The organism is Streptomyces sp. NPDC087906, assembly GCF_055584925.1.
This window is the reverse complement of sequence record NZ_JBVJLC010000008.1, coordinates 140,658-159,150: the sequence shown is the minus strand read 5'-3', so window position 1 is coordinate 159,150 and position 18,493 is coordinate 140,658. Positions and strand designations below refer to the sequence as shown.

The following is an 18,493-nucleotide window of genomic DNA, read 5'->3' as shown; positions in this document are numbered from 1 at the left end:
ACCAGGATGGCGGGGAGCATGTCGCTTCCGACGACCGAACAAGGGATCCGTACCGTGCCCGACACCCTTCCCGATCCCGACGCCGTGCCCGTCACGCTGGACCGCAGGGACGGGCCGTACGGCGAGGTCGTGCTGCGGCGGCACGGCGACCGGCTGGAGATCATCGCCAACGGGACGTTCCTGATGGACACGTCGGACGGGCGCTCCGAGCGGCTGCTGATCGACGCCGCGCTCGGCGCGCTGAGCGAGGAGCGGCGCAACAGTATGCCGTCGGTCCTCATCGGCGGCCTCGGCGTCGGCTTCTCGCTCGCGCACGCGGCGGCCGATCCGCACTGGGGCCGGATCGCGGTGGTCGAGCGGGAGCGCGCCGTCATCGCCTGGCACCACGGCGGGCCGCTGGCCAGGATCTCCGGCGCCGCGCTGGTCGACCCGCGGACTGTGATCCTTCACACCGACCTGGTGGAGCACGTGCACACCACGACGGACCGCTACGACGCGCTCTGCCTGGACATCGACAACGGCCCGGACTGGACCGTGACCGAGAGCAACGAAAGCCTATACACACAGGCGGGACTGGCCGCCTGCCGGGCGCTGCTGAACCCGGGCGGCGTGCTCGCCGTCTGGTCCGCGCAACCCTCTCCGACCTTTGGCGATGCGTTGCGGAATGCCGGATTCAACGGGGTAACCACCCAAGAGATCCAGGTTGCCCGGGGAGTGCCCGACGTGGTCCACCTCGGGGTTCGCACTGCGTAGCCGAGACCCCTTCGCTGCCTCTACGCTGCTCCCCACACAGGGTTCCTTCCGACGGTGTGCGGACGCGCGCGGACGGTGACACCGGCGGTACGAGGAGCGCGGCGCGCACACCGCGGCGAAGACCACAGCACGACGACCACAGCACAAAGACCACAGCACAAAGACCAGCACACGAAGACCAGCACACGAATGACCGCGGTACGAGCAGCACGGACAGCGAACACGTAGCAGGGGCGGGGCGATGGAGCAGACACACACCAGCCAGAACGGGGTCGCGGCGACGCCCGGCGCCCAGCGCCGGGTCCTGGTCGTGGAGGACGACGCGACGATCGTCGACGCCATCGCGGCGCGGCTGCGGGCCGAGGGGTTCATGGTCCAGACGGCGCTCGACGGCCCGGCGGCCGTCGACGCAGCCGAGGCGTGGCAGCCGGATCTGATGGTCCTCGACATCATGCTGCCCGGCTTCGACGGCCTGGAGGTCTGCCGCCGGGTGCAGGCCCAGCGCCCGGTGCCGGTATTGATGCTGACGGCGCGTGACGACGAGACCGACATGCTGGTGGGTCTCGGGGTCGGCGCCGACGACTACATGACCAAGCCGTTCTCCATGCGGGAGCTGGCCGCCCGGGTGCATGTGCTGCTGCGCCGCGTCGAGCGGGCAGCGCTGGCCGCCGTGACCCCGCGCAGCGGGATCCTGCGCCTGGGCGAGCTGGAGATCGACCACGCGCAGCGCCGGGTGCGGGTGCGCGGCGAGGACGTCCATCTGACGCCGACCGAGTTCGACCTGCTGGTCTGCCTGGCGAACACCCCGCGCGCCGTCCTCTCCCGCGAGCAGTTGCTCGCCGAGGTGTGGGACTGGGCGGACGCCTCGGGCACCCGTACCGTCGACAGCCACATCAAGGCGCTGCGCCGGAAGATCGGCGCCGAGCGGATCCGTACGGTGCACGGCGTCGGGTACGCCCTGGAGACCCCGGCGCCATGAACCTGCCGAGCAGACGCCCGCCCAGCAGGAATCTGCGCCCGTTCTCCATCAAGGCCAAGCTCGGCACCCTCGTCGTGGTCTCCGTCTTCATCACGACGGGGCTGCTGATGGTGGCCCTGCGCACCAAGACCGAGCTGCGGTTCATCACTGTCTTCTCGGTGATCGCGACGCTGCTCATCACCCAGTTCGTGGCGCACGGCCTGACCGCGCCGCTGGACGAGATGAACACCGTCGCGAAGGGCATCTCGCACGGCGAGTACACCCGCAGGGTCAGCGGCGCCGACCGGCGGGACGAGCTGGGCGACCTGGCCTCCACGATCAACCGCATGGCGGACGACCTGGAGGCGGTCGACCGGCACCGCAAGGAGCTGGTCGCCAACGTCTCGCACGAACTGCGCACCCCCATCGCGGCGTTGCGCGCCGTGCTGGAGAACGTCGTGGACGGGGTGTCGGCCGCCGACCCGGAGACGATGCGTACGGCGCTGAGCCAGACGGAGCGGCTCGGCCGGCTCGTGGAGACCCTGCTGGACCTGTCGCGGCTCGACAACGGCGTGGTGCCGCTGCGGGCCCGCCGCTTCGAGGTGTGGCCGTATCTGTCGGGCGTGCTCAAGGAGGCCAATCTGGCGGCCTCGCAGCGCGGCCTCAGCTCCGGGTCCGGCAACCACACCCGTACGGACGTGCATCTGCATCTGGACGTCTCGCCGCCCGAGCTGACCGCGCACGCGGACGCCGAGCGGCTGCACCAGGTCGTGGCCAACTTGATCGACAACGCTGTCAAGCACAGCCCGGCGCACGGCCGGGTGACGGTACGGGCCCGGCGCGGCCCGCAGCCCGAGTCGCTGGACCTGGAGGTGCTGGACGAGGGTCCCGGCATCCCCGAGCCGGAGCGCAGCCGGGTCTTCGAGCGGTTCAACCGGGGCAACACCCCGGCCCCGGGACCCGGTACGGACGGCGGTACGGGTCTCGGTCTCGCGATCGCCCGCTGGGCGGTGGATCTGCACGGCGGCCGCATCGGAGTGGCCGAATCGGCGCGCGGCTGCCGGATACGGGTCACTCTTCCGGGAGTCCCGCAGAACACCCGGTTGACGTACAATTCGTAAGGAAAGCGCACGATCTTCGGATACGGAGTCGGGGACGGGCGGCCCATGAGCCTGGCCACTCTCCGCAATCGGGGGCTCCGGACAGTCCCGGTGAAGGTGAACCGGGTTTGTTTCCCGCCATTTCATACGCTGAAACCCGCTGTCGGATGTGACTTGCACGACGATGGCACGCCCGGCCTGCACCTGCGCGCCCGGTAGGCGTAGCCTTGATTCCCGCTGTCCATTACTTTTTGTGAAGCGGAAGAGGGCGGTTCACGCCGTGTCGTCTCAGTCCACCAGTAACCCGAGCATCTCGACCGACGCAGACGGGCAGGGGAAGAACCCTGCCGCTGCCTTCGGGCCCAATGAGTGGCTCGTCGACGAGATCTACCAGCAGTACCTCCACGACCCGAACTCAGTCGACCGTGCCTGGTGGGACTTCTTCGCCGACTACAAGCCGGGTTCGTCCGGCGCGGCGGACAAGCCGGCGGAGACCGCAGCCGCGGGGGCTGCGGTGACCGCCGCGCCCGCGGCGCAGGCACCGGCGCCCGCCCCGGCCCAGCCGGCGGCAGCCGCACCCGCTCCGCCCGCCGCACCCGCGGCCCCGGCGCAGCCCGCGGCTCCCGCCCAGGCGGCCGCTCCCGCGAAGCCCGTAGCCACGGCGCCCGCTCCGGCCAAGCCGGCCGAGCCCGTCGCCAAGCCGGCGGCGGCCAAGGCCGCTTCGAACGGCGGAGCGGCGAGCAAGGACACCGAAGCGGCGGCGGGGCCCGAGTATGTGACGCTGCGTGGTCCGGCCGCCGCCGTCGCCAAGAACATGAAGGTGTCGCTGGAGCTGCCCACGGCCACGTCCGTGCGCGCGGTGCCGGTGAAGCTGCTCTTCGACAACCGCATCGTCATCAACAACCACCTGAAGCGGGCGCGGGGCGGCAAGATCTCCTTCACGCACCTCATCGGGTACGCGATGGTGCAGGCCCTCAAGGCCATGCCGTCGATGAACCACTCGTACGTGGAGAAGGACGGCAAGCCGACCCTGGTCAAGCCCGACCATGTGAACCTCGGCCTCGCCATCGACCTGGTGAAGGCCAACGGCGACCGCCAGTTGGTCGTCGCGGCCATCAAGAAGGCCGAGACGCTCAACTTCTTCGAGTTCTGGCAGGCGTACGAGGACATCGTCCGGCGGGCCCGCGCCAACAAGCTGACGATGGACGACTTCTCCGGCGTCACGGCGTCGCTGACCAACCCCGGCGGTATCGGCACGGTCCACTCCGTGCCGCGCCTGATGGCCGGTCAGAGCATGATCCTCGGCGTGGGCGCCATGGAGTACCCGGCGGAGTTCCAGGGCACGTCCCAGGACACCCTGAACAAGCTGGGCATCTCCAAGGTCATGACGCTGACCTCGACGTACGACCACCGGGTCATCCAGGGTGCGGCGTCCGGCGAGTTCCTGCGGATCCTCAGCCAGCTCCTGCTCGGTGAGAACGGCTTCTTCGACGAGATCTTCGAGTCGCTGCGCATCCCCTACGAGCCGGTCCGCTGGCTCAAGGACATCGACGCCTCGCACGACGACGACGTCACCAAGGCCGCCCGGGTCTTCGAGCTGATCCACTCCTACCGGGTGCGCGGCCATGTCATGGCCGACACCGACCCGTTGGAGTACCGCCAGCGCAAGCACCCCGACCTGGACGTCACCGAGCACGGCCTGACGCTGTGGGACCTGGAGCGCGACTTCGCGGTCGGCGGTTTCGCCGGCAAGTCGATGATGAAGCTCCGCGACATCCTCGGCGTGCTGCGCGACTCGTACTGCCGCACCACGGGCATCGAGTTCATGCACATCCAGGACCCGAAGCAGCGCAAGTGGATCCAGGACCGCGTGGAGCGCCCCGGCACCAAGCCGGAGCGCGAGGAGCAGCTCAGGATCCTGCGCCGGCTCAACGCGGCCGAGGCGTTCGAGACGTTCCTGCAGACCAAGTACGTCGGCCAGAAGCGCTTCTCGCTGGAGGGCGGCGAGTCCGTCATCCCGCTGCTCGACGCGGTCATCGACGCGGCGGCCGAGTCGCGGCTCGACGAGGTCGTCATCGGCATGGCGCACCGCGGCCGGCTCAACGTCCTCGCGAACATCGTGGGCAAGTCGTACGCGCAGATCTTCCGGGAGTTCGAGGGCAACCTCGACCCCAAGTCGATGCACGGCTCCGGCGACGTCAAGTACCACCTGGGCGCCGAGGGCACCTTCACCGGGCTCGACGGCGAGCAGATCAAGGTCTCGCTGGCGGCGAACCCGTCCCACCTGGAGACGGTCGACCCGGTCATCGAGGGCATCGCCCGCGCCAAGCAGGACATCATCAACAAGGCCGGCACGGACTTCACCGTGCTGCCCGTCGCGCTGCACGGCGACGCGGCCTTCGCGGGCCAGGGCGTCGTGGCCGAGACGCTCAACATGTCGCAGCTCCGCGGCTACCGCACCGGCGGCACGGTCCATGTCGTGATCAACAACCAGGTCGGCTTCACCGCCGCGCCCGAGTCCGCGCGCTCCTCCATGTACGCGACCGACGTCGCCCGCATGATCGAGGCGCCGATCATCCATGTGAACGGTGACGACCCGGAGGCCGTGGTCCGCGTCGCGCGGCTCGCCTTCGAGTTCCGCCAGACGTTCAACAAGGACGTCGTGATCGACCTCATCTGCTACCGCCGCCGCGGTCACAACGAGGGCGACAACCCGAAGTTCACCAACCCGCAGATGTACAACCTGATCGACAAGAAGCGCTCGGTGCGCAAGCTCTACACCGAATCGCTCATCGGCAGGGGCGACATCACGCTGGAAGAGGCGGAGCAGGCGCTCCAGGACTTCCAGGGCCAGTTGGAGAAGGTCTTCGCGGAGGTCCGCGAGGCCACCTCGCAGCCGGGTCCGACGCATGTCCCGGACGCGCAGGCCGAGTTCCCCGTCTCGGTGACCACGGCGGTCTCCCAGGAGGTCGTCAAGCGGATCGCCGAGTCCCAGGTCAACATCCCCGACGGCGTGACCGTCCACCCGCGGCTGATGCCGCAGATGGTGCGCCGCGCGGCCTCCGTCGAGGACGGCACGATCGACTGGGGCATGGGCGAGACGCTCGCCATCGGCTCGCTGCTGATGGAGGGCACCCCCGTCCGGCTGTCGGGCCAGGACACCCGGCGCGGCACGTTCGGCCAGCGGCACGCGGTCCTGGTCGACCAGGACACCGGCAACGACTACACGCCGCTGCTGTACCTGTCCGAGGACCAGGCGCACTACAACGTCTACGACTCGCTGCTCAGCGAGTACGCGGCGATGGGCTTCGAGTACGGCTACTCGCTGGCCAGGCCCGAGTCGCTGGTCATGTGGGAGGCCCAGTTCGGCGACTTCGTCAACGGCGCCCAGACCATCGTCGACGAGTACATCTCGGCCGCCGAGCAGAAGTGGGGCCAGACGTCCGGCGTCACCCTGCTGCTGCCGCACGGCTACGAGGGCCAGGGCCCGGACCACTCGTCCGCGCGCCCCGAGCGCTTCCTGCAGATGTGCGCGCAGAACAACATGACGGTCGCGATGCCGACCCTGCCGTCGAACTACTTCCACCTGCTGCGCTGGCAGGTCCACAACCCGCACCACAAGCCGCTCATCGTCTTCACCCCGAAGTCGATGCTGCGTCTGAAGGCGGCGGCGTCGAAGGCGGAGGAGTTCACCACCGGCGGGTTCCGCCCGGTCATCGGCGACGACAGCGTGGACCCGTCGGCGGTCCGCAAGGTCGTCTTCACGGCCGGCAAGGTCTACTACGACCTGGACGCGGAGCGCCAGCAGCGCGGCGTCACGGACACGGCGATCATCCGCCTTGAGCGGCTGTACCCGCTGCCGGGCAAGGAACTCCAGGCGGAGATCGCCAAGTTCCCGAACGCCGAGAAGTACCTGTGGGCCCAGGAGGAGCCGGCGAACCAGGGCGCGTGGCCGTTCATCGCGCTCAACCTGATCGACCACCTGGACCTGGCCGTCGGCGCGGACGTCCCGCACGGCGAGCGGCTGCGCCGCATCTCGCGGCCGCACTCCTCGTCCCCCGCGGTCGGCTCGGCCAACCGTCACAAGACGGAGCAGCAGCAGCTCGTGAACGAGGTCTTCGACGCGTAGCGTCCCCTCGCAGGTTGAACCGACATCACACGGGGCCCGGTCCGCAGCGTCTGCGGGCCGGGCCCCGTGCCCGTACCCCCAGGAGCCTGACGTGTATTTCACCGACCGTGGCATCGAGGAGCTGGCGAAGCGGCGCGGCGAGGAGGAGGTCACCTTCGACTGGCTCGCCGACCAGCTCCGTACGTTCGTCGACCTCAACCCCGACTTCGAGGTCCCCGTGGAGCGGCTGGCGACCTGGCTGGCCCGGCTGGACGACGAGGACGAGTAAGCCGTGCCTTGACTTCCCCCATCCGCGATATATCGTGTCTTTCAGAAGACGCGATATGTTGCGTCGTGACTGGGGAGGTCAGCAATGGCGGAATCGACATGGCGCGTCGCCGAGCCGCGAAAGCTCACGTTCGAGGAGCCGGTGGCCTCGCTGAGCGTGCGCATCGTCAACGGCACGGTCAACGTCGTCGGTGCCGACGAGGCGACGCTGGCCGCGCAGGGCGGTGCCCGGCTGGAGATCTCGCAGATCGAGGGCCCGCCGCTGATCGTGACCCGCAGCGGCTCCGCGCTCACCGTCACGTACGAGGACCTGCCCTGGAAGGGGTTCCTCGACTGGCTCGACCCGAAGGGCAGGCACCGCAGCGCGGTCGTCTCGCTCACCGTCCCCGCGACGGCGGACGTCGAGGTCGGCGTGGTCGGCGCCGGCGCGATGGTCTCCGGCATGCGGGGCCGCACCGACGTCCGCGGCGTCAACGGCGACACGACCCTCGTCGGCCTCGCCGGGCCGGTACGCGCCGACACGGTCACCGGCAACCTGGAGGCCCAGGCCGTCACCGGCGACCTCCAGTACCACTCGGTCTCCGGCGACCTGACGTTCGTCGAGGGCGCCGGATCGTCCGTACGGGCCGACTCGGTCAGCGGCGACATGGTCATCGACCTCGACCCCGCGGGCAAACCCACCGACATCAAGCTCACCACGGTCTCCGGCGAGGTCGCGATCCGGCTGCCGCATCCCGCGGACGCCAAGGTCGAGGCGAACACCGCCAGCGGCTCGGTCTCCAACGCCTTCGACGACCTGCGCGTCAGCGGCATGTGGGGCGCCAAGAAGATCACCGGCAACCTCGGCGCCGGAACCGGCACGCTCAAGGCGACCACGGTCTCCGGCTCGATCGCGCTGCTGCGGAGGCCGGCGGCGGCGACCGCCGACGGACCGGCGGCTTCCGAAACGAAGGAGCACTGACATGCCTCCTGTCTTCGCCCACGGGCGACTGCGGCTCTACCTGCTCAAGCTGCTCGACGAGGCCCCGCGCCACGGCTACGAGGTGATCCGCCTCCTGGAGGAACGCTTCCAGGGCCTGTACGCGCCGTCCGCAGGCACCGTCTACCCCCGCCTCGCCAAGCTGGAGACCGAGGGCCTGGTCACCCACGCGACCGAGGGCGGCCGCAAGGTCTACTCGATCACCGAGGCGGGCCGCGAGGAGTTGGCGGGCCGCAGCGGCGAACTCGCCGACCTGGAGCTGGAGATCCGCGACTCGGTCTCCGAACTGGCCGCGGAGATCCGCGCCGACGTACGGGGCGCGGCGGGCCAGTTGCGCAACGAGATGCGCGCGGCGGCGTCCGAATCGCGCCGCCAGTCGCCCCCGGACGACGCGGAGTCCTGGCGCGCCGCCAAGCAGGGCTGGAAGGAGCAGGCCCGCCGCGCGAAGGACGAATCGCGCAGGGCCCGCGAGGACGCCCAGCAGGCGCGCCGCCAGGCGAAGGAGGCGCAGGAGTCAGCGCGCGAGGAGATGCAGCGCATCGCCAAGCAGGTCCAGGACCAGGTCCAGGGCCACTTCGCGCGCGGCGACTGGCCGACGGGGGTCAGGGAGGGCCTGTCGGAACTGGCGGGCCAACTGAGCGGCATGAGCTGGCCCCCGGGCCCGGCCCCGCGCCCCGCGCCGGAGTCGCCGGCCGGCCCGGAGTGGGCGAAGGACACCCCGGAAACGGGCGACCCGGCCCGCGACCTGGACCGCCTGCTGGACCGCTTCCGCGACGACATCCGCGACGCGGCGCGGGACAACGGCGTGACGGAGACGCAACTGGGCGAGGCGCGCAGGCACTTGTCAACGGCGGCGGCCCACATCACGGCGCTGCTGAGGGTAGGAACGTCCGGGTAACCCCGTCCGACGGTGTCGCCGTCCGACGGTGTCGCCGTCCGGCGCGGTCAGGGTGGCCGGTCTTGGTTGCGGTGGTCGCCGGGGGCGGTGTCGCCGTCCGGCGCGGTTCGGGGTGACCGGTCTGGGTTGCGGTTGTCGCCGGGGGCCGTTCCGGGGTCGTGTCCTGCGCTGCGGTGTCGCCGTCCGGCGCGGTTCGGGGTGACCGGTCTGGGTTGCGGTTGTCGCCGGGGGCGGTGTCGCCGTCCGGCGCGGTCAGGGTTGCCGGTCGTGGTTGCGGTTGTCGCCGGGAGCCGTTCCGGGGTCGTGTCCTGCGCTGCACGATTTACGGCGCGTGCGCCCGGACTCAGAGCGACCGCCAAGATGCGCCACAAATCACGCTTTACGCTCCGGACACCACCCCTGCACGACCCCCTTCAGCCCGCGCCACGGATCGGGTGTGCCCGGCCACCGGCGGGAAGGGACCGGGCGCCCACGACAGGGACGCGGCCCCCGGCCGCACGGGCCCCGCAAGCCGCGTCCACGCGGACGTCGGGCTGGGGGCCCACCGGCGGGAGGGGGCCGGGGCCGCAGGAGGGGGGTGTCCGGACGTAAAGCGTAGGAGTTCTAGCGATCGAGCAGTCCGGACACCCCCCTCCGGAGGCCCCGGACACCGGCACCACACAAGCGGACCGCAACCAAAACCCGGCACACGCAAACGCACCGCAGCCAAAACCCACAACCCCCGCCGGACGGCGACACCGCGCTACGTCGTCAGGACGATCTTGCCGAACACGTCTCCCCGCTCCAGCCTCTCGAACCCCTCGCGCGCCCCGTCCAGCGGCAGCACCCCGTCGATCACCGGCCGCACCCCCGTCGTCGCGCAGAACGACAGCAGGTCCTCCAGCTCGTCCTTCGAGCCCATCGTCGAGCCGACGATCTTCAGCTCAAGGAAGAAGACGCGCGTCAGCTCCGCGCGCGACGGGCTGTCGCCGCTCGTCGCGCCCGAGATGACCAGCGTGCCGCCCGGCTTGAGCGACTTGACCGAGTGGGACCACGTCGCCGCGCCCACCGTTTCGATGACCGCGTCGACCCGCTGCGGCAGCCGCGCGCCCGGCTCGAACGCGTCCAGCGCGCCCAGTTCGACCGCGCGGGCGCGCTTCGACTCGGAGCGGCTCGTGGCGTAGACGCGCAGACCCGCCGCGCTGCCGAGCACGATCGCGGCTGTGGCGACGCCGCCGCCCGCGCCCTGGACCAGGACCGAATCGCCCGGCCGGACACCGGCGTTGGTGAAGAGCATGCGGTAGGCGGTCAGCCAGGCCGTGGGCAGGCAGGCGGCTTCCTCGAAGCTCAGCTCGGGGGGTTTCGGCAGGACGTTCCAGGCCGGGACGGTGACCTGCTCGGCGAACGTGCCCTGGTAGCGCTCGGTGAGGATCGAGCGGGGCTCGCGCGGCCCCACGCCGTGGCCCGTCGCGCCGACGACGGAGTAGACGACGACCTCGTTGCCGTCCTCGTCGATGCCCGCGGCGTCGCAGCCGAGGATCATCGGGAGTTTGTCCTCGGCGAGGCCCACCCCGCGCAGCGACCACAGGTCGTGGTGGTTGAGGGAGGCGGCTCTTACGGTCACGGTCGTCCAGCCGGGGCGCTTCTCGGGGGCCGGACGCTCCCCCAGTTCAAGGCCGTTGAGGGGCTGGTCGCGGTCGATGCGTGCGGCGTAGGCGGCGAACATGACCATGACGATAGCGCCGCCCGCGCCCCGGTGGGGGGCACGGACGGCGCCAGAACGGTCAGCGGCGCCAGCCGCCTCAGCGCCGCGCCACACCCTCCGCGCGGGCCGCCGCGGCCACCGCCGCCGTCACGGCCGGGGCGACGCGCTCGTCGAACGGCGACGGGATCACGTAGTCCGCGGCGAGTTCGTCGCCGACGACGTCCGCCAGCGCCTCGGCCGCCGCGATCTTCATGCCCTCGGTGATGCGCGAGGCGCGCACCTGGAGCGCGCCCGCGAAGATGCCGGGGAAGGCGAGCACGTTGTTGATCTGGTTGGGGTAGTCGCTGCGGCCGGTCGCCACGACGGCCGCGTACCGGTGCGCCACGTCGGGGTGGACCTCGGGGTTCGGGTTGGCCATGGCGAAGACGAAGGCGCCGGGCGCCATCGAGGCGACCGCCGGCTCCGGGACCGTACCGCCGGAGACGCCGATGAAGACGTCGGCGCCGGCCAGCGCGGCCTCCAGGGAGCCGCTGAGCCGCGCCTTGTTGGTGAGCGCGGCGATCTCGTGCTTGACGTCGGTCAGGTCGTCGCGGTCCGTGCTCACGATGCCCTTGCGGTCGGCGACCGCCACGTCGCCGATCCCGGCGGCCAGCAGGAACTTGGCGATGGCGACGCCCGCGGCGCCCGCGCCGGAGATGACGGCGCGCAGTTCGCCGATGCCGCGCCCGGTGAGCCGCGCCGCGTTGCGCAGGGCGGCGAGGGTGACGACGGCGGTGCCGTGCTGGTCGTCGTGGAAGACGGGGATGTCGAGCCGGTCCTGGAGCCGCCGCTCGATCTCGAAGCAGCGGGGCGCCGAGATGTCTTCGAGGTTCACGCCGCCGAACGAGGGCGCGAGCCGGACGACGGTCTCGATGATCTCGTCGGTGTCGGTGGTGGCGAGCGCGATCGGCACCGCGTCGACCCCGCCGAACTGCTTGAAGAGGATGGCCTTGCCCTCCATGACGGGGAGCGAGGCCTCCGGGCCGATGTCGCCGAGGCCGAGGACGGCGGTGCCGTCCGTGACGACGGCGACGACCTGGGACTTCCAGGTGTAGTCGTGGACGAGTTCGGGATTCTCGGCGATCGCGGTGCACACCTTCGCGACGCCGGGCGTGTAAGCGAGGGACAGGTCATCCTTGTCGCGCACGGGGACGGTGGCCGTGATGGCCATCTTGCCGCCGCGGTGCAGCGCGAAGGCCGGATCGAAGGGCTCGTCGGGAGCGCTTTCGGCCGTATCGGTCTCGCTGCGAGGATTGACGATCTCCGCTGCCATGGTCGTACCCCTTAGGTCTTCATCAGTTGAGGGTGGCCACTCCTGGTTGAGGAGGGGTGGGTGGGCACCGCGTCGCTGCGTCAGGCATCGCGCAACCACGCGCGGGCGCGCCGCACACGCGCCCTGAGCCCCGGATGAGGGGGTGTGAACGTCCTTCTTACCGGACGGTCCGGCCCGCGCACGCGCGAAGGGCTGGCGGAACCGGAGATTCTCCGGCCGGTGGAAGGCATCCCGGCAGATGGTCCGGTGGTGACGCGCCGGCCGGCGGGGGACGGGGGTGACCCGTTACCCGATTTTGACATGGCTGCGCCCCTGAATGGACCAGTCCGAATGGCAAGATGCCGGTAATCACACACGGTCGCGAAACCCGAAAGTACGTGCCCGTTCACTTGCCAGCGCTCCCTGACCGCCGGAGGTCCCCGATCATGACCGCAAGCAGCACTCGCCGTACGTCCGCAGCGAAGTCCCGGATCGTCGCGGTCGGCGCCGTAGCGGTCGCGGGCGCCTTGCTCCTGACCGCCTGTGGTGACCAGACCGACAGCGCCGGCGACAAGAGCTCCAAGGGCGCCGACAGCACGGCGAAGACCGCGCCGCTCTTCAGCAAGCTGCCCAAGGACATCCAGGACGCCGGTGTCATCAAGGTCGGCACCAACGCCGAGTACGCCCCGATGGAGTCCGAGGCCGGCGGCAAGATCATCGGTGTCGACCCGGACATAGCCGCCGCACTGGGCAAGCAGCTCGGTGTGCGCTTCGACTTCACGTCCGGTTCGTTCGACGGTCTGATCAGCGCCCTGAACTCGGGCCGCTACCACATCGCGATGTCGTCGATCACCGACAACAAGCAGCGCCAGGAAGGCCTGGACGACAAGGGCAAGAAGCTCGGCGAGGGCGTGGACTTCGTCGACTACTTCATCGCCGGTACCGCCGTGTACGTGAAGAAGGGCAACCCCGAGGGCATCAAGTCCATCGAGGACCTGTGCGGCAAGACCGCCGCCGTGCAGAAGGGCACCACGTACGAGGAGGCCCTGAACACGCAGTCCAAGGCGTGTAAGGACGGCGGCAAGAAGGCCATCAACATCGAGCCCTTCGAGAACGACACGGAGGCGCAGACCCGGGTGAAGTCCGGTGGCGCCGTGGCCGGTGTCAACGACTACCCGGTCGCCCTCGACCTGACCCGCAAGGCCGACAACGGCAACGCGTTCGAGATCGTCGGCGAGCAGTACGACGCCGGACCGTTCGGCATCGCGGTCAGCAAGAAGAACACCCAGCTCAGGGATGCGCTGAAGCTCGCTGTCGACGCGATCATCAAGGACGGCTCGTACAAGGCGGTCCTCGACAAGTGGGGCGCCCAGACCGGCGCGATCGACGCCGCTGCCATCAACGGCGGCAAGTGAGTCGGCGCGGTACTGAGGGGCAGCCGTGGTGAGTGACAAGATCGAGAAGATACCGGCCGGCGCCGCGCCCGACAGCGGGAGCGCCGCGCCCGACACCGGGGGCGCGGCGGCGATCCCGGCGGGGGCCATCAAGGCCATTCCCGTACGGCATTGGGGGCGGCTGCTCAGCGGGGTGATCGTGGTCGCCCTGCTGGTGGCGCTGGTCTACGCGTTCGCGCAGGGCAACGTCCAGTGGCACGCCGTCTCGGACAAGCTCTTCGACAGCAGTGTCATGAAGGGCGCGGGCCGCACCCTGCTGATCACCGTGCTGTCCATGGTGCTCGGTGTGGTCCTCGGCGTGATCCTGTCCGTGATGCGGATGTCGAAGAATCCGGTGACCAGCGGCGTCGCGTGGCTGTACATCTGGTTCTTCCGCGGGACGCCGGTCTACGTGCAGCTCCTGCTGTGGTTCAACCTGGCGCTGATCTTCCCCATCCTGAACATCCCGTTCATCTACAAGAACGAGATGACGGACGTCATGACCCCGTTCATGTGCGCCCTGCTGGGGCTCGGCCTCAACGAGGCCGCGTACATGGCGGAGATCTGCCGGGCCGGCATCCAGTCGGTCGACGAGGGGCAGACGGAGGCGTCGCACGCGCTCGGGATGACCCAGGCCAAGACGATGCGCCGGGTGGTGCTGCCGCAGGCGCTGCGGGTCATCATCCCGCCGACGGGCAACGAGTTCATCAACATGCTGAAGACCTCGTCCCTGGTGGTCGCCGTGACCTATCCGGATCTGCTGCGCGCGACGTCGAGCATCGGGTCCACGTCGTACGCGGTGATGGAGATGCTCTTCGTCGCCTCGATCTGGTACATCGCGATGACCAGTGTCTTCAGTGTCGGTCAGTTCTATCTGGAGCGCCGGTACGCCCGCGGCACGAGCCGCAGTCTCGCTGCCACCCCGTGGCAGAAGGTCAAGGCGAACATGGCCTCCCTGCGCAGCCCGAGGAGTGCCTGATGACTGCCATGGTGAAGGCGGAGGGCGTCCACAAGTCCTTCGGCACGGCCCACATACTCAAGGGCATCGACCTGGAGGTCGCGCCGCGCGAGGTGTTCTGCGTGATCGGCCCCTCGGGGTCGGGCAAGTCGACGTTCCTGCGGTGCATCAACCACCTGGAGCAGATCAACGCCGGACGGCTGTACGTCGACGGGGAGTTGGTCGGCTACCGGCAGAAGGGCGAGAAGCTCTACGAGCTGAAGGACAGCGAAGTCGCCAGGAAGCGCCGGGACATCGGCATGGTCTTCCAGCGCTTCAACCTGTTCCCGCACATGACGGCGGTCGAGAACGTCATGGAGGCGCCGATGCAGGTGCGCGGCGAGTCGAAGTCGTCGGCCCGCGCGCGTGCGGCGCAACTGCTCGACCGGGTCGGTCTGTCCGACAAGGCGGACAACTATCCCGCGCAGCTCTCCGGCGGTCAGCAGCAACGGGTGGCCATCGCGCGGGCGTTGGCGATGGAACCGAAGCTGATGCTGTTCGACGAGCCGACGTCGGCGCTCGACCCGGAGCTGGTGGGTGATGTCCTGGACGTGATGCGCGACCTCGCGGCCGACGGCATGACGATGGTCGTGGTCACCCACGAGATGGGTTTCGCGCGCGAGGTCGGGGACGCGCTGGTGTTCATGGACGACGGCATCGTCGTCGAGACGGGTCATCCGCGCGATGTGCTGGGCAATCCGCAGCATGCCAGGACGCAGTCGTTCCTGTCGAAGGTGCTGTAGGTGCCACGAACGCGGGTGGTACGGGCAGGGACGCCCGTACCACCCGTCCCGCGCCGCTCGGCCGGCTACTTGAGCGCCAGTACGAGGGAGTCGGCGGGCGAGGACCAGACGGGCCTCGCCTCGGCGAAGCCGGCCGCGCGCAGCGTACGCGCGTGCCAGTCGGCCGACGGTGTGTCACCTTCGGCGTGCTCCCCGTAGATCCGGAACCGCTCGGCGGTGGGTCCGGCGAGTACGGGGTCCTTGGCCGCGAGGTCCCACCACTGCGCCCAGTCGAGCGCGCCCGCCGACCTGGCGCGGTCCATGGCGGCGTGCCGGTGGGCGCGTTCGGCCGCGTTGATCCCGGGGGTGGTGGTGTCGGTCATGTGGTCGGCGTTCATGAGGACTCCGCCGTCCCGTACGAGCCCGGCGAGCTGCCCGTACAGCGTGGTCAGCGGCTCCGTGTGGAACCAGTGCAGGGCGGTGGCGGTGAGGACGGCGTCGTACGTCCCGTACGGCAGCAGGGCCGGCCAGCCGGGGTCCTTCAGGTCGGCGGTCACGAAGCTGACCCGCTCGTCGCCGGCGAAGTATCCGCGGGCGATGGCGAGCAGGGCCGGGTCGAGGTCGACGCCGGTGCTGGTCGCCTCGGGGAACCTGCGCAGCAGCCGGTCCGAGATGCTGCCCGTACCGCAGGCGAGGTCGAGCACCCGGGGCCGCGGGCCCACCACCGCTTCGACCATGTCGAGCATGACCCGGAACCGCTCCTCGCGGTCGGGCATGTACCACTCCTGCTGCTGGTCCCAGCTCTGCTGCCAGGCCCGCCAGTCGGTGCCGGTCGTCGCCTCCGTCATAAACCCTCCCCTGAGTAATACCCTGGAACGTCAGTCGGCCATTACGGTCGGCCCTCCCGACTCTAGAACGCAGCCGTAAGGACTACAAGTGGAACTGGCCTCTTACTCGGACTACGCGGTACGCCTGGTCAACACCGAGGAGCCGGCCCGTGGCACGGACACCCTGACCTCGGTCGAGGACGTCCGCGCACTCTTCGGCGCGAGCACCCAGCTCGCCCGCCGCGCGACGGAGGCGGACATCACCCGCTTCCGGTCGGTCAGGGCACGGCTGCGCGCGGTCTTCACCGCCGCCGACACGGGTGAGCCCACCCGGGCCGTCGACCTGCTGAACTCGCTGCTGCTGGAATTCCCGGTCAGCCCGCAGATCTCCGGCCACGAACTCCTCGACGAGGAGGGCCTCCCCGACTGGCACATGCACCTCGCCGAGCACCCCTCGAACGCGACCGCCGGGTACGCCGCGACGGCCGCGATGGGGCTCGCCTTCCATCTGACCGAGCACGGCGTCGACCGGCTCGGCCTGTGCGAGGCGGCGCCGTGCCGCAACGCCTACCTCGACACGTCGACCAACCGCTCGCGGCGCTACTGTTCGGACCGCTGCGCGACCCGCGCCAACGTCGCCGCCTACCGGGCCCGCAAGCGCCTGGAGACGGAGCGGTCGGCGAGCACCGGGCGCACCGAGGAGACCAGCCAGGAGACCGCCCCGCGCACCGAGCGCTGATCCTCGCCGCGCGGCCGGTACCGGCCCCGTACCCGCCCCAGCAGCAGCTCCTCGGGGACCGTCCCGAACAGCCTGCTGTCGCCCTCGGCGCCCGGGTTGTCCCCCAGCACCCACCAGCCGCCCTCGCGCCGCTCGATCAGCCGTTTTACGATGAGCAGGTCCTGCTGCAACGGGTGTTTGAGCACCGCCACGTCGCCCGCCTTCACGGGCGCCCGGTAGTGCACCAGGAGCTGATCGCCGTGTTTGAGCGTCGGGTACATCGAAGGACCCGTCACCTCCGCGATCCCCAACGGCACTCTCGGCTCCCGCCCCGACTCCCGCCCCGACTCCGTCATGCGGCACCTCCCGGTCCGACCGTATGTTCCGCCACAGGTCTCATATTCACGCCGGACTTTTGTCCTAAGCCCACGGGGGCACTCGCGAAAACAGGCTTCTCACGGAGTAATGTCCCACCTGAGAAGACGATCACGAGGAAGGACAGCTCAATGCTCTCCCGACTGTTTGCCCCGAAGGTGAAGGTCAGCGCCCACTGCGACCTCCCCTGCGGCGTCTACGACCCGGCCCAGGCCCGCATCGAGGCCGAGTCGGTCAAGGCCGTCCAGGAGAAGATGGCGGGCAACGACGACGCCCACTTCCAGGCCCGCGCCACCGTCATCAAGGAGCAGCGAGCCGAGCTCGCCAAGCACCATGTCTCGGTGCTGTGGAGCGACTACTTCAAGCCCCCGCACTTCGAGAAGTACCCGGAGCTGCACCAGCTCGTCAACGACACCCTGAAGGCCCTGTCGGCGGCGAAGGCCTCGACGGACCCGGCGACGGGCCAGAAGGCGCTGGACTACATCGCCCAGATCGACAAGATCTTCTGGGAGACCAAGAAGGCGTGACTTGGGCGCCCCCTCTTGGCACCCCCGCACCCGGCCCGCAGGCCGCCGAACACGGCGGCCACGACGGACCGGGTGCGGTCTTTTATGCCCGGCCGCAGGTCATGGGTCACCATGTGCAGCAGCTCGACTGCCCCAACCAGGAGGACGGATTCTCGTCAGAGTGACATGCTGGATAGTTCACTGTGACAAGGGAGTTGAGCTCATGCGGTGGACCGTCCATGGCGAGCGGCAGATCTACAGCAACCCATGGGTGAACCTCTGGCTCGTGGACGTCCAGCAGCCCGACGGCCGGCGGTGGGAACACCATGTGGTCCGGATGCGGCATCTCGCCGTGGCGACCGTTGTCGACGACCAGAAGCGCGTGCTGATGATGTGGCGGCACCGGTTCATCACCGACACCTGGGGCTGGGAACTTCCGATGGGCCTCATCGAGGCCGACGAGACACCTGAGCAGGCTGCCGCCCGCGAGGTGGAGGAAGAGACCGGCTGGCGGGTGGAAGGGGTCAAACCCCTGGTCTACGCGCAGCCCGCGAACGGCATCACCGATTCCGAGCACTTCATTTTCCGTGCGGAGGCCGCTTCCTATGCGGGTCCACCGACCGAGGTGAACGAGTCCGACCGGATCGAGTGGATTCCGATCTCGGAGATCCGGGGCATGATCGACCGCCGCGAGGTGGTCAGCAGCGGCAGCCTGGTCGGCCTGCTCTATCTGCTGCTGGACGAGGCGACCGGCGGCTCGTAGGAATCAGCCGAGGGCCTCGCGCATGCGTTGCTCGAAGGCCAGGACGGGGGCCTCGCCGGCGTACGGCAGCATGCTGCGGTGAAGCTCCTGGAC

At 69.8% G+C, this 18,493-nt stretch carries 17 protein-coding genes; 13 read left to right on the top strand and 4 right to left on the bottom strand.

Annotated elements, in window-relative coordinates:
- Positions 1-18 precede the first annotated feature (18 nt).
- The 7 genes from ACZ63I_RS23860 (at position 19) to ACZ63I_RS23830 (ending at position 9,084) form a co-directional block, all read left to right on the top strand.
- Positions 19-753, top strand: coding sequence for a spermidine synthase family protein (locus ACZ63I_RS23860; protein WP_469341011.1), 735 nt, complete (start codon positions 19-21; stop codon positions 751-753).
- A 241-nt stretch (positions 754-994) separates the two neighbouring features.
- Positions 995-1,732 carry a response regulator transcription factor gene (locus ACZ63I_RS23855; protein WP_469341010.1) on the top strand — a complete coding sequence of 246 codons (738 nt, stop codon included), beginning with the start codon at positions 995-997 and terminating at the stop codon, positions 1,730-1,732.
- Complete coding sequence (locus tag ACZ63I_RS23850) at positions 1,729-2,832, top strand: HAMP domain-containing sensor histidine kinase (protein WP_469341009.1); 1,104 nt, start codon at positions 1,729-1,731, stop codon at positions 2,830-2,832. The genes ACZ63I_RS23855 and ACZ63I_RS23850 overlap by 4 nt, the downstream gene beginning before the upstream one ends.
- 259 nt (positions 2,833-3,091) lie before the next feature.
- Complete coding sequence (locus ACZ63I_RS23845; RefSeq protein WP_469341008.1) at positions 3,092-6,940, top strand: multifunctional oxoglutarate decarboxylase/oxoglutarate dehydrogenase thiamine pyrophosphate-binding subunit/dihydrolipoyllysine-residue succinyltransferase subunit; 3,849 nt, start codon at positions 3,092-3,094, stop codon at positions 6,938-6,940.
- A 91-nt stretch (positions 6,941-7,031) separates the two neighbouring features.
- Positions 7,032-7,208, top strand: a complete 177-nt coding sequence (locus ACZ63I_RS23840; protein WP_469341007.1) for a DUF6104 family protein — start codon at positions 7,032-7,034, stop codon at positions 7,206-7,208.
- Between the two features lie 84 nt (positions 7,209-7,292).
- Positions 7,293-8,168 (top strand): DUF4097 family beta strand repeat-containing protein, encoded by an 876-nt coding sequence (locus ACZ63I_RS23835; protein WP_469341006.1) that lies wholly within the window; start codon positions 7,293-7,295, stop codon positions 8,166-8,168.
- Between the two features lies 1 nt (position 8,169).
- On the top strand, positions 8,170-9,084 hold the full coding sequence (locus ACZ63I_RS23830; RefSeq protein WP_469341005.1) for a PadR family transcriptional regulator: 915 nt from the start codon (positions 8,170-8,172) through the stop codon (positions 9,082-9,084).
- Positions 9,085-9,826: 742 nt separating this feature from the next.
- On the opposite strand, the gene ACZ63I_RS23825 is transcribed toward ACZ63I_RS23830, so the two are convergent.
- Positions 9,827-10,789, bottom strand: a complete 963-nt coding sequence (locus ACZ63I_RS23825) for a zinc-binding dehydrogenase (RefSeq protein WP_469341004.1) — start codon at positions 10,787-10,789, stop codon at positions 9,827-9,829.
- Between the two features lie 76 nt (positions 10,790-10,865).
- Entirely contained in the window at positions 10,866-12,080 is a 1,215-nt protein-coding gene (locus ACZ63I_RS23820; protein WP_469341003.1) for an NAD(P)-dependent malic enzyme, read from the bottom strand.
- Positions 12,081-12,505: 425 nt separating this feature from the next.
- Between ACZ63I_RS23820 and ACZ63I_RS23815 the strand changes: the two genes are divergently transcribed.
- The 3 genes from ACZ63I_RS23815 to ACZ63I_RS23805 are packed head-to-tail and all read left to right on the top strand — an operon-like array spanning position 12,506 to position 15,232.
- Entirely contained in the window at positions 12,506-13,474 is a 969-nt protein-coding gene (locus ACZ63I_RS23815; RefSeq protein ID WP_469341002.1) for an ABC transporter substrate-binding protein, read from the top strand.
- A gap of 28 nt (positions 13,475-13,502) precedes the next feature.
- Positions 13,503-14,471 (top strand): amino acid ABC transporter permease, encoded by a 969-nt coding sequence (locus ACZ63I_RS23810; protein ID WP_469341001.1) that lies wholly within the window; start codon positions 13,503-13,505, stop codon positions 14,469-14,471.
- Between the two features lie 8 nt (positions 14,472-14,479).
- The gene (locus ACZ63I_RS23805; protein WP_469341128.1) at positions 14,480-15,232 is read left to right on the top strand and encodes an amino acid ABC transporter ATP-binding protein; all 753 of its coding nucleotides are present in this window, start codon (positions 14,480-14,482) and stop codon (positions 15,230-15,232) included.
- 65 nt (positions 15,233-15,297) lie between these two features.
- Here ACZ63I_RS23805 and ACZ63I_RS23800 read toward each other — a convergent pair whose 3' ends face one another.
- Positions 15,298-16,059 (bottom strand): class I SAM-dependent methyltransferase, encoded by a 762-nt coding sequence (locus ACZ63I_RS23800; protein WP_469341000.1) that lies wholly within the window; start codon positions 16,057-16,059, stop codon positions 15,298-15,300.
- Positions 16,060-16,147: 88 nt separating this feature from the next.
- Here ACZ63I_RS23800 and ACZ63I_RS23795 point away from each other — a divergent pair, with 88 nt between their 5' ends.
- Positions 16,148-16,777, top strand: a complete 630-nt coding sequence (locus ACZ63I_RS23795) for a CGNR zinc finger domain-containing protein (RefSeq protein ID WP_469340999.1) — start codon at positions 16,148-16,150, stop codon at positions 16,775-16,777.
- Here the strand turns inward: ACZ63I_RS23795 and sodX are convergent.
- Positions 16,681-17,112, bottom strand: a complete 432-nt coding sequence (gene sodX / locus ACZ63I_RS23790) for a nickel-type superoxide dismutase maturation protease (RefSeq protein ID WP_469340998.1) — start codon at positions 17,110-17,112, stop codon at positions 16,681-16,683. The genes ACZ63I_RS23795 and sodX overlap by 97 nt on opposite strands.
- 150 nt (positions 17,113-17,262) lie before the next feature.
- Here sodX and sodN point away from each other — a divergent pair, with 150 nt between their 5' ends.
- Positions 17,263-17,658, top strand: coding sequence for a superoxide dismutase, Ni (sodN, locus tag ACZ63I_RS23785; RefSeq protein ID WP_041984481.1), 396 nt, complete (start codon positions 17,263-17,265; stop codon positions 17,656-17,658).
- Positions 17,659-17,860: 202 nt separating this feature from the next.
- Positions 17,861-18,400 (top strand): NUDIX hydrolase, encoded by a 540-nt coding sequence (locus tag ACZ63I_RS23780; protein ID WP_041984484.1) that lies wholly within the window; start codon positions 17,861-17,863, stop codon positions 18,398-18,400.
- Positions 18,401-18,493: the final 93 nt, after the last annotated feature.

Coding starts and splice junctions, on each gene's coding strand:
- ACZ63I_RS23800 (WP_469341000.1), bottom strand. CDS start 16,059: ATGACGGAGGCGACGACCGGCACCGACTGGCGGGCCTGGCAGCAGAGC.
- ACZ63I_RS23780 (WP_041984484.1), top strand. CDS start 17,861: ATGCGGTGGACCGTCCATGGCGAGCGGCAGATCTACAGCAACCCATGG.
- ACZ63I_RS23835 (WP_469341006.1), top strand. CDS start 7,293: ATGGCGGAATCGACATGGCGCGTCGCCGAGCCGCGAAAGCTCACGTTC.
- sodN (WP_041984481.1), top strand. CDS start 17,263: ATGCTCTCCCGACTGTTTGCCCCGAAGGTGAAGGTCAGCGCCCACTGC.
- ACZ63I_RS23815 (WP_469341002.1), top strand. CDS start 12,506: ATGACCGCAAGCAGCACTCGCCGTACGTCCGCAGCGAAGTCCCGGATC.
- ACZ63I_RS23850 (WP_469341009.1), top strand. CDS start 1,729: ATGAACCTGCCGAGCAGACGCCCGCCCAGCAGGAATCTGCGCCCGTTC.
- ACZ63I_RS23820 (WP_469341003.1), bottom strand. CDS start 12,080: ATGGCAGCGGAGATCGTCAATCCTCGCAGCGAGACCGATACGGCCGAA.
- ACZ63I_RS23830 (WP_469341005.1), top strand. CDS start 8,170: ATGCCTCCTGTCTTCGCCCACGGGCGACTGCGGCTCTACCTGCTCAAG.
- ACZ63I_RS23805 (WP_469341128.1), top strand. CDS start 14,480: ATGGTGAAGGCGGAGGGCGTCCACAAGTCCTTCGGCACGGCCCACATA.
- sodX (WP_469340998.1), bottom strand. CDS start 17,112: ATGACGGAGTCGGGGCGGGAGTCGGGGCGGGAGCCGAGAGTGCCGTTG.
- ACZ63I_RS23860 (WP_469341011.1), top strand. CDS start 19: ATGTCGCTTCCGACGACCGAACAAGGGATCCGTACCGTGCCCGACACC.
- ACZ63I_RS23825 (WP_469341004.1), bottom strand. CDS start 10,789: ATGTTCGCCGCCTACGCCGCACGCATCGACCGCGACCAGCCCCTCAAC.
- ACZ63I_RS23855 (WP_469341010.1), top strand. CDS start 995: ATGGAGCAGACACACACCAGCCAGAACGGGGTCGCGGCGACGCCCGGC.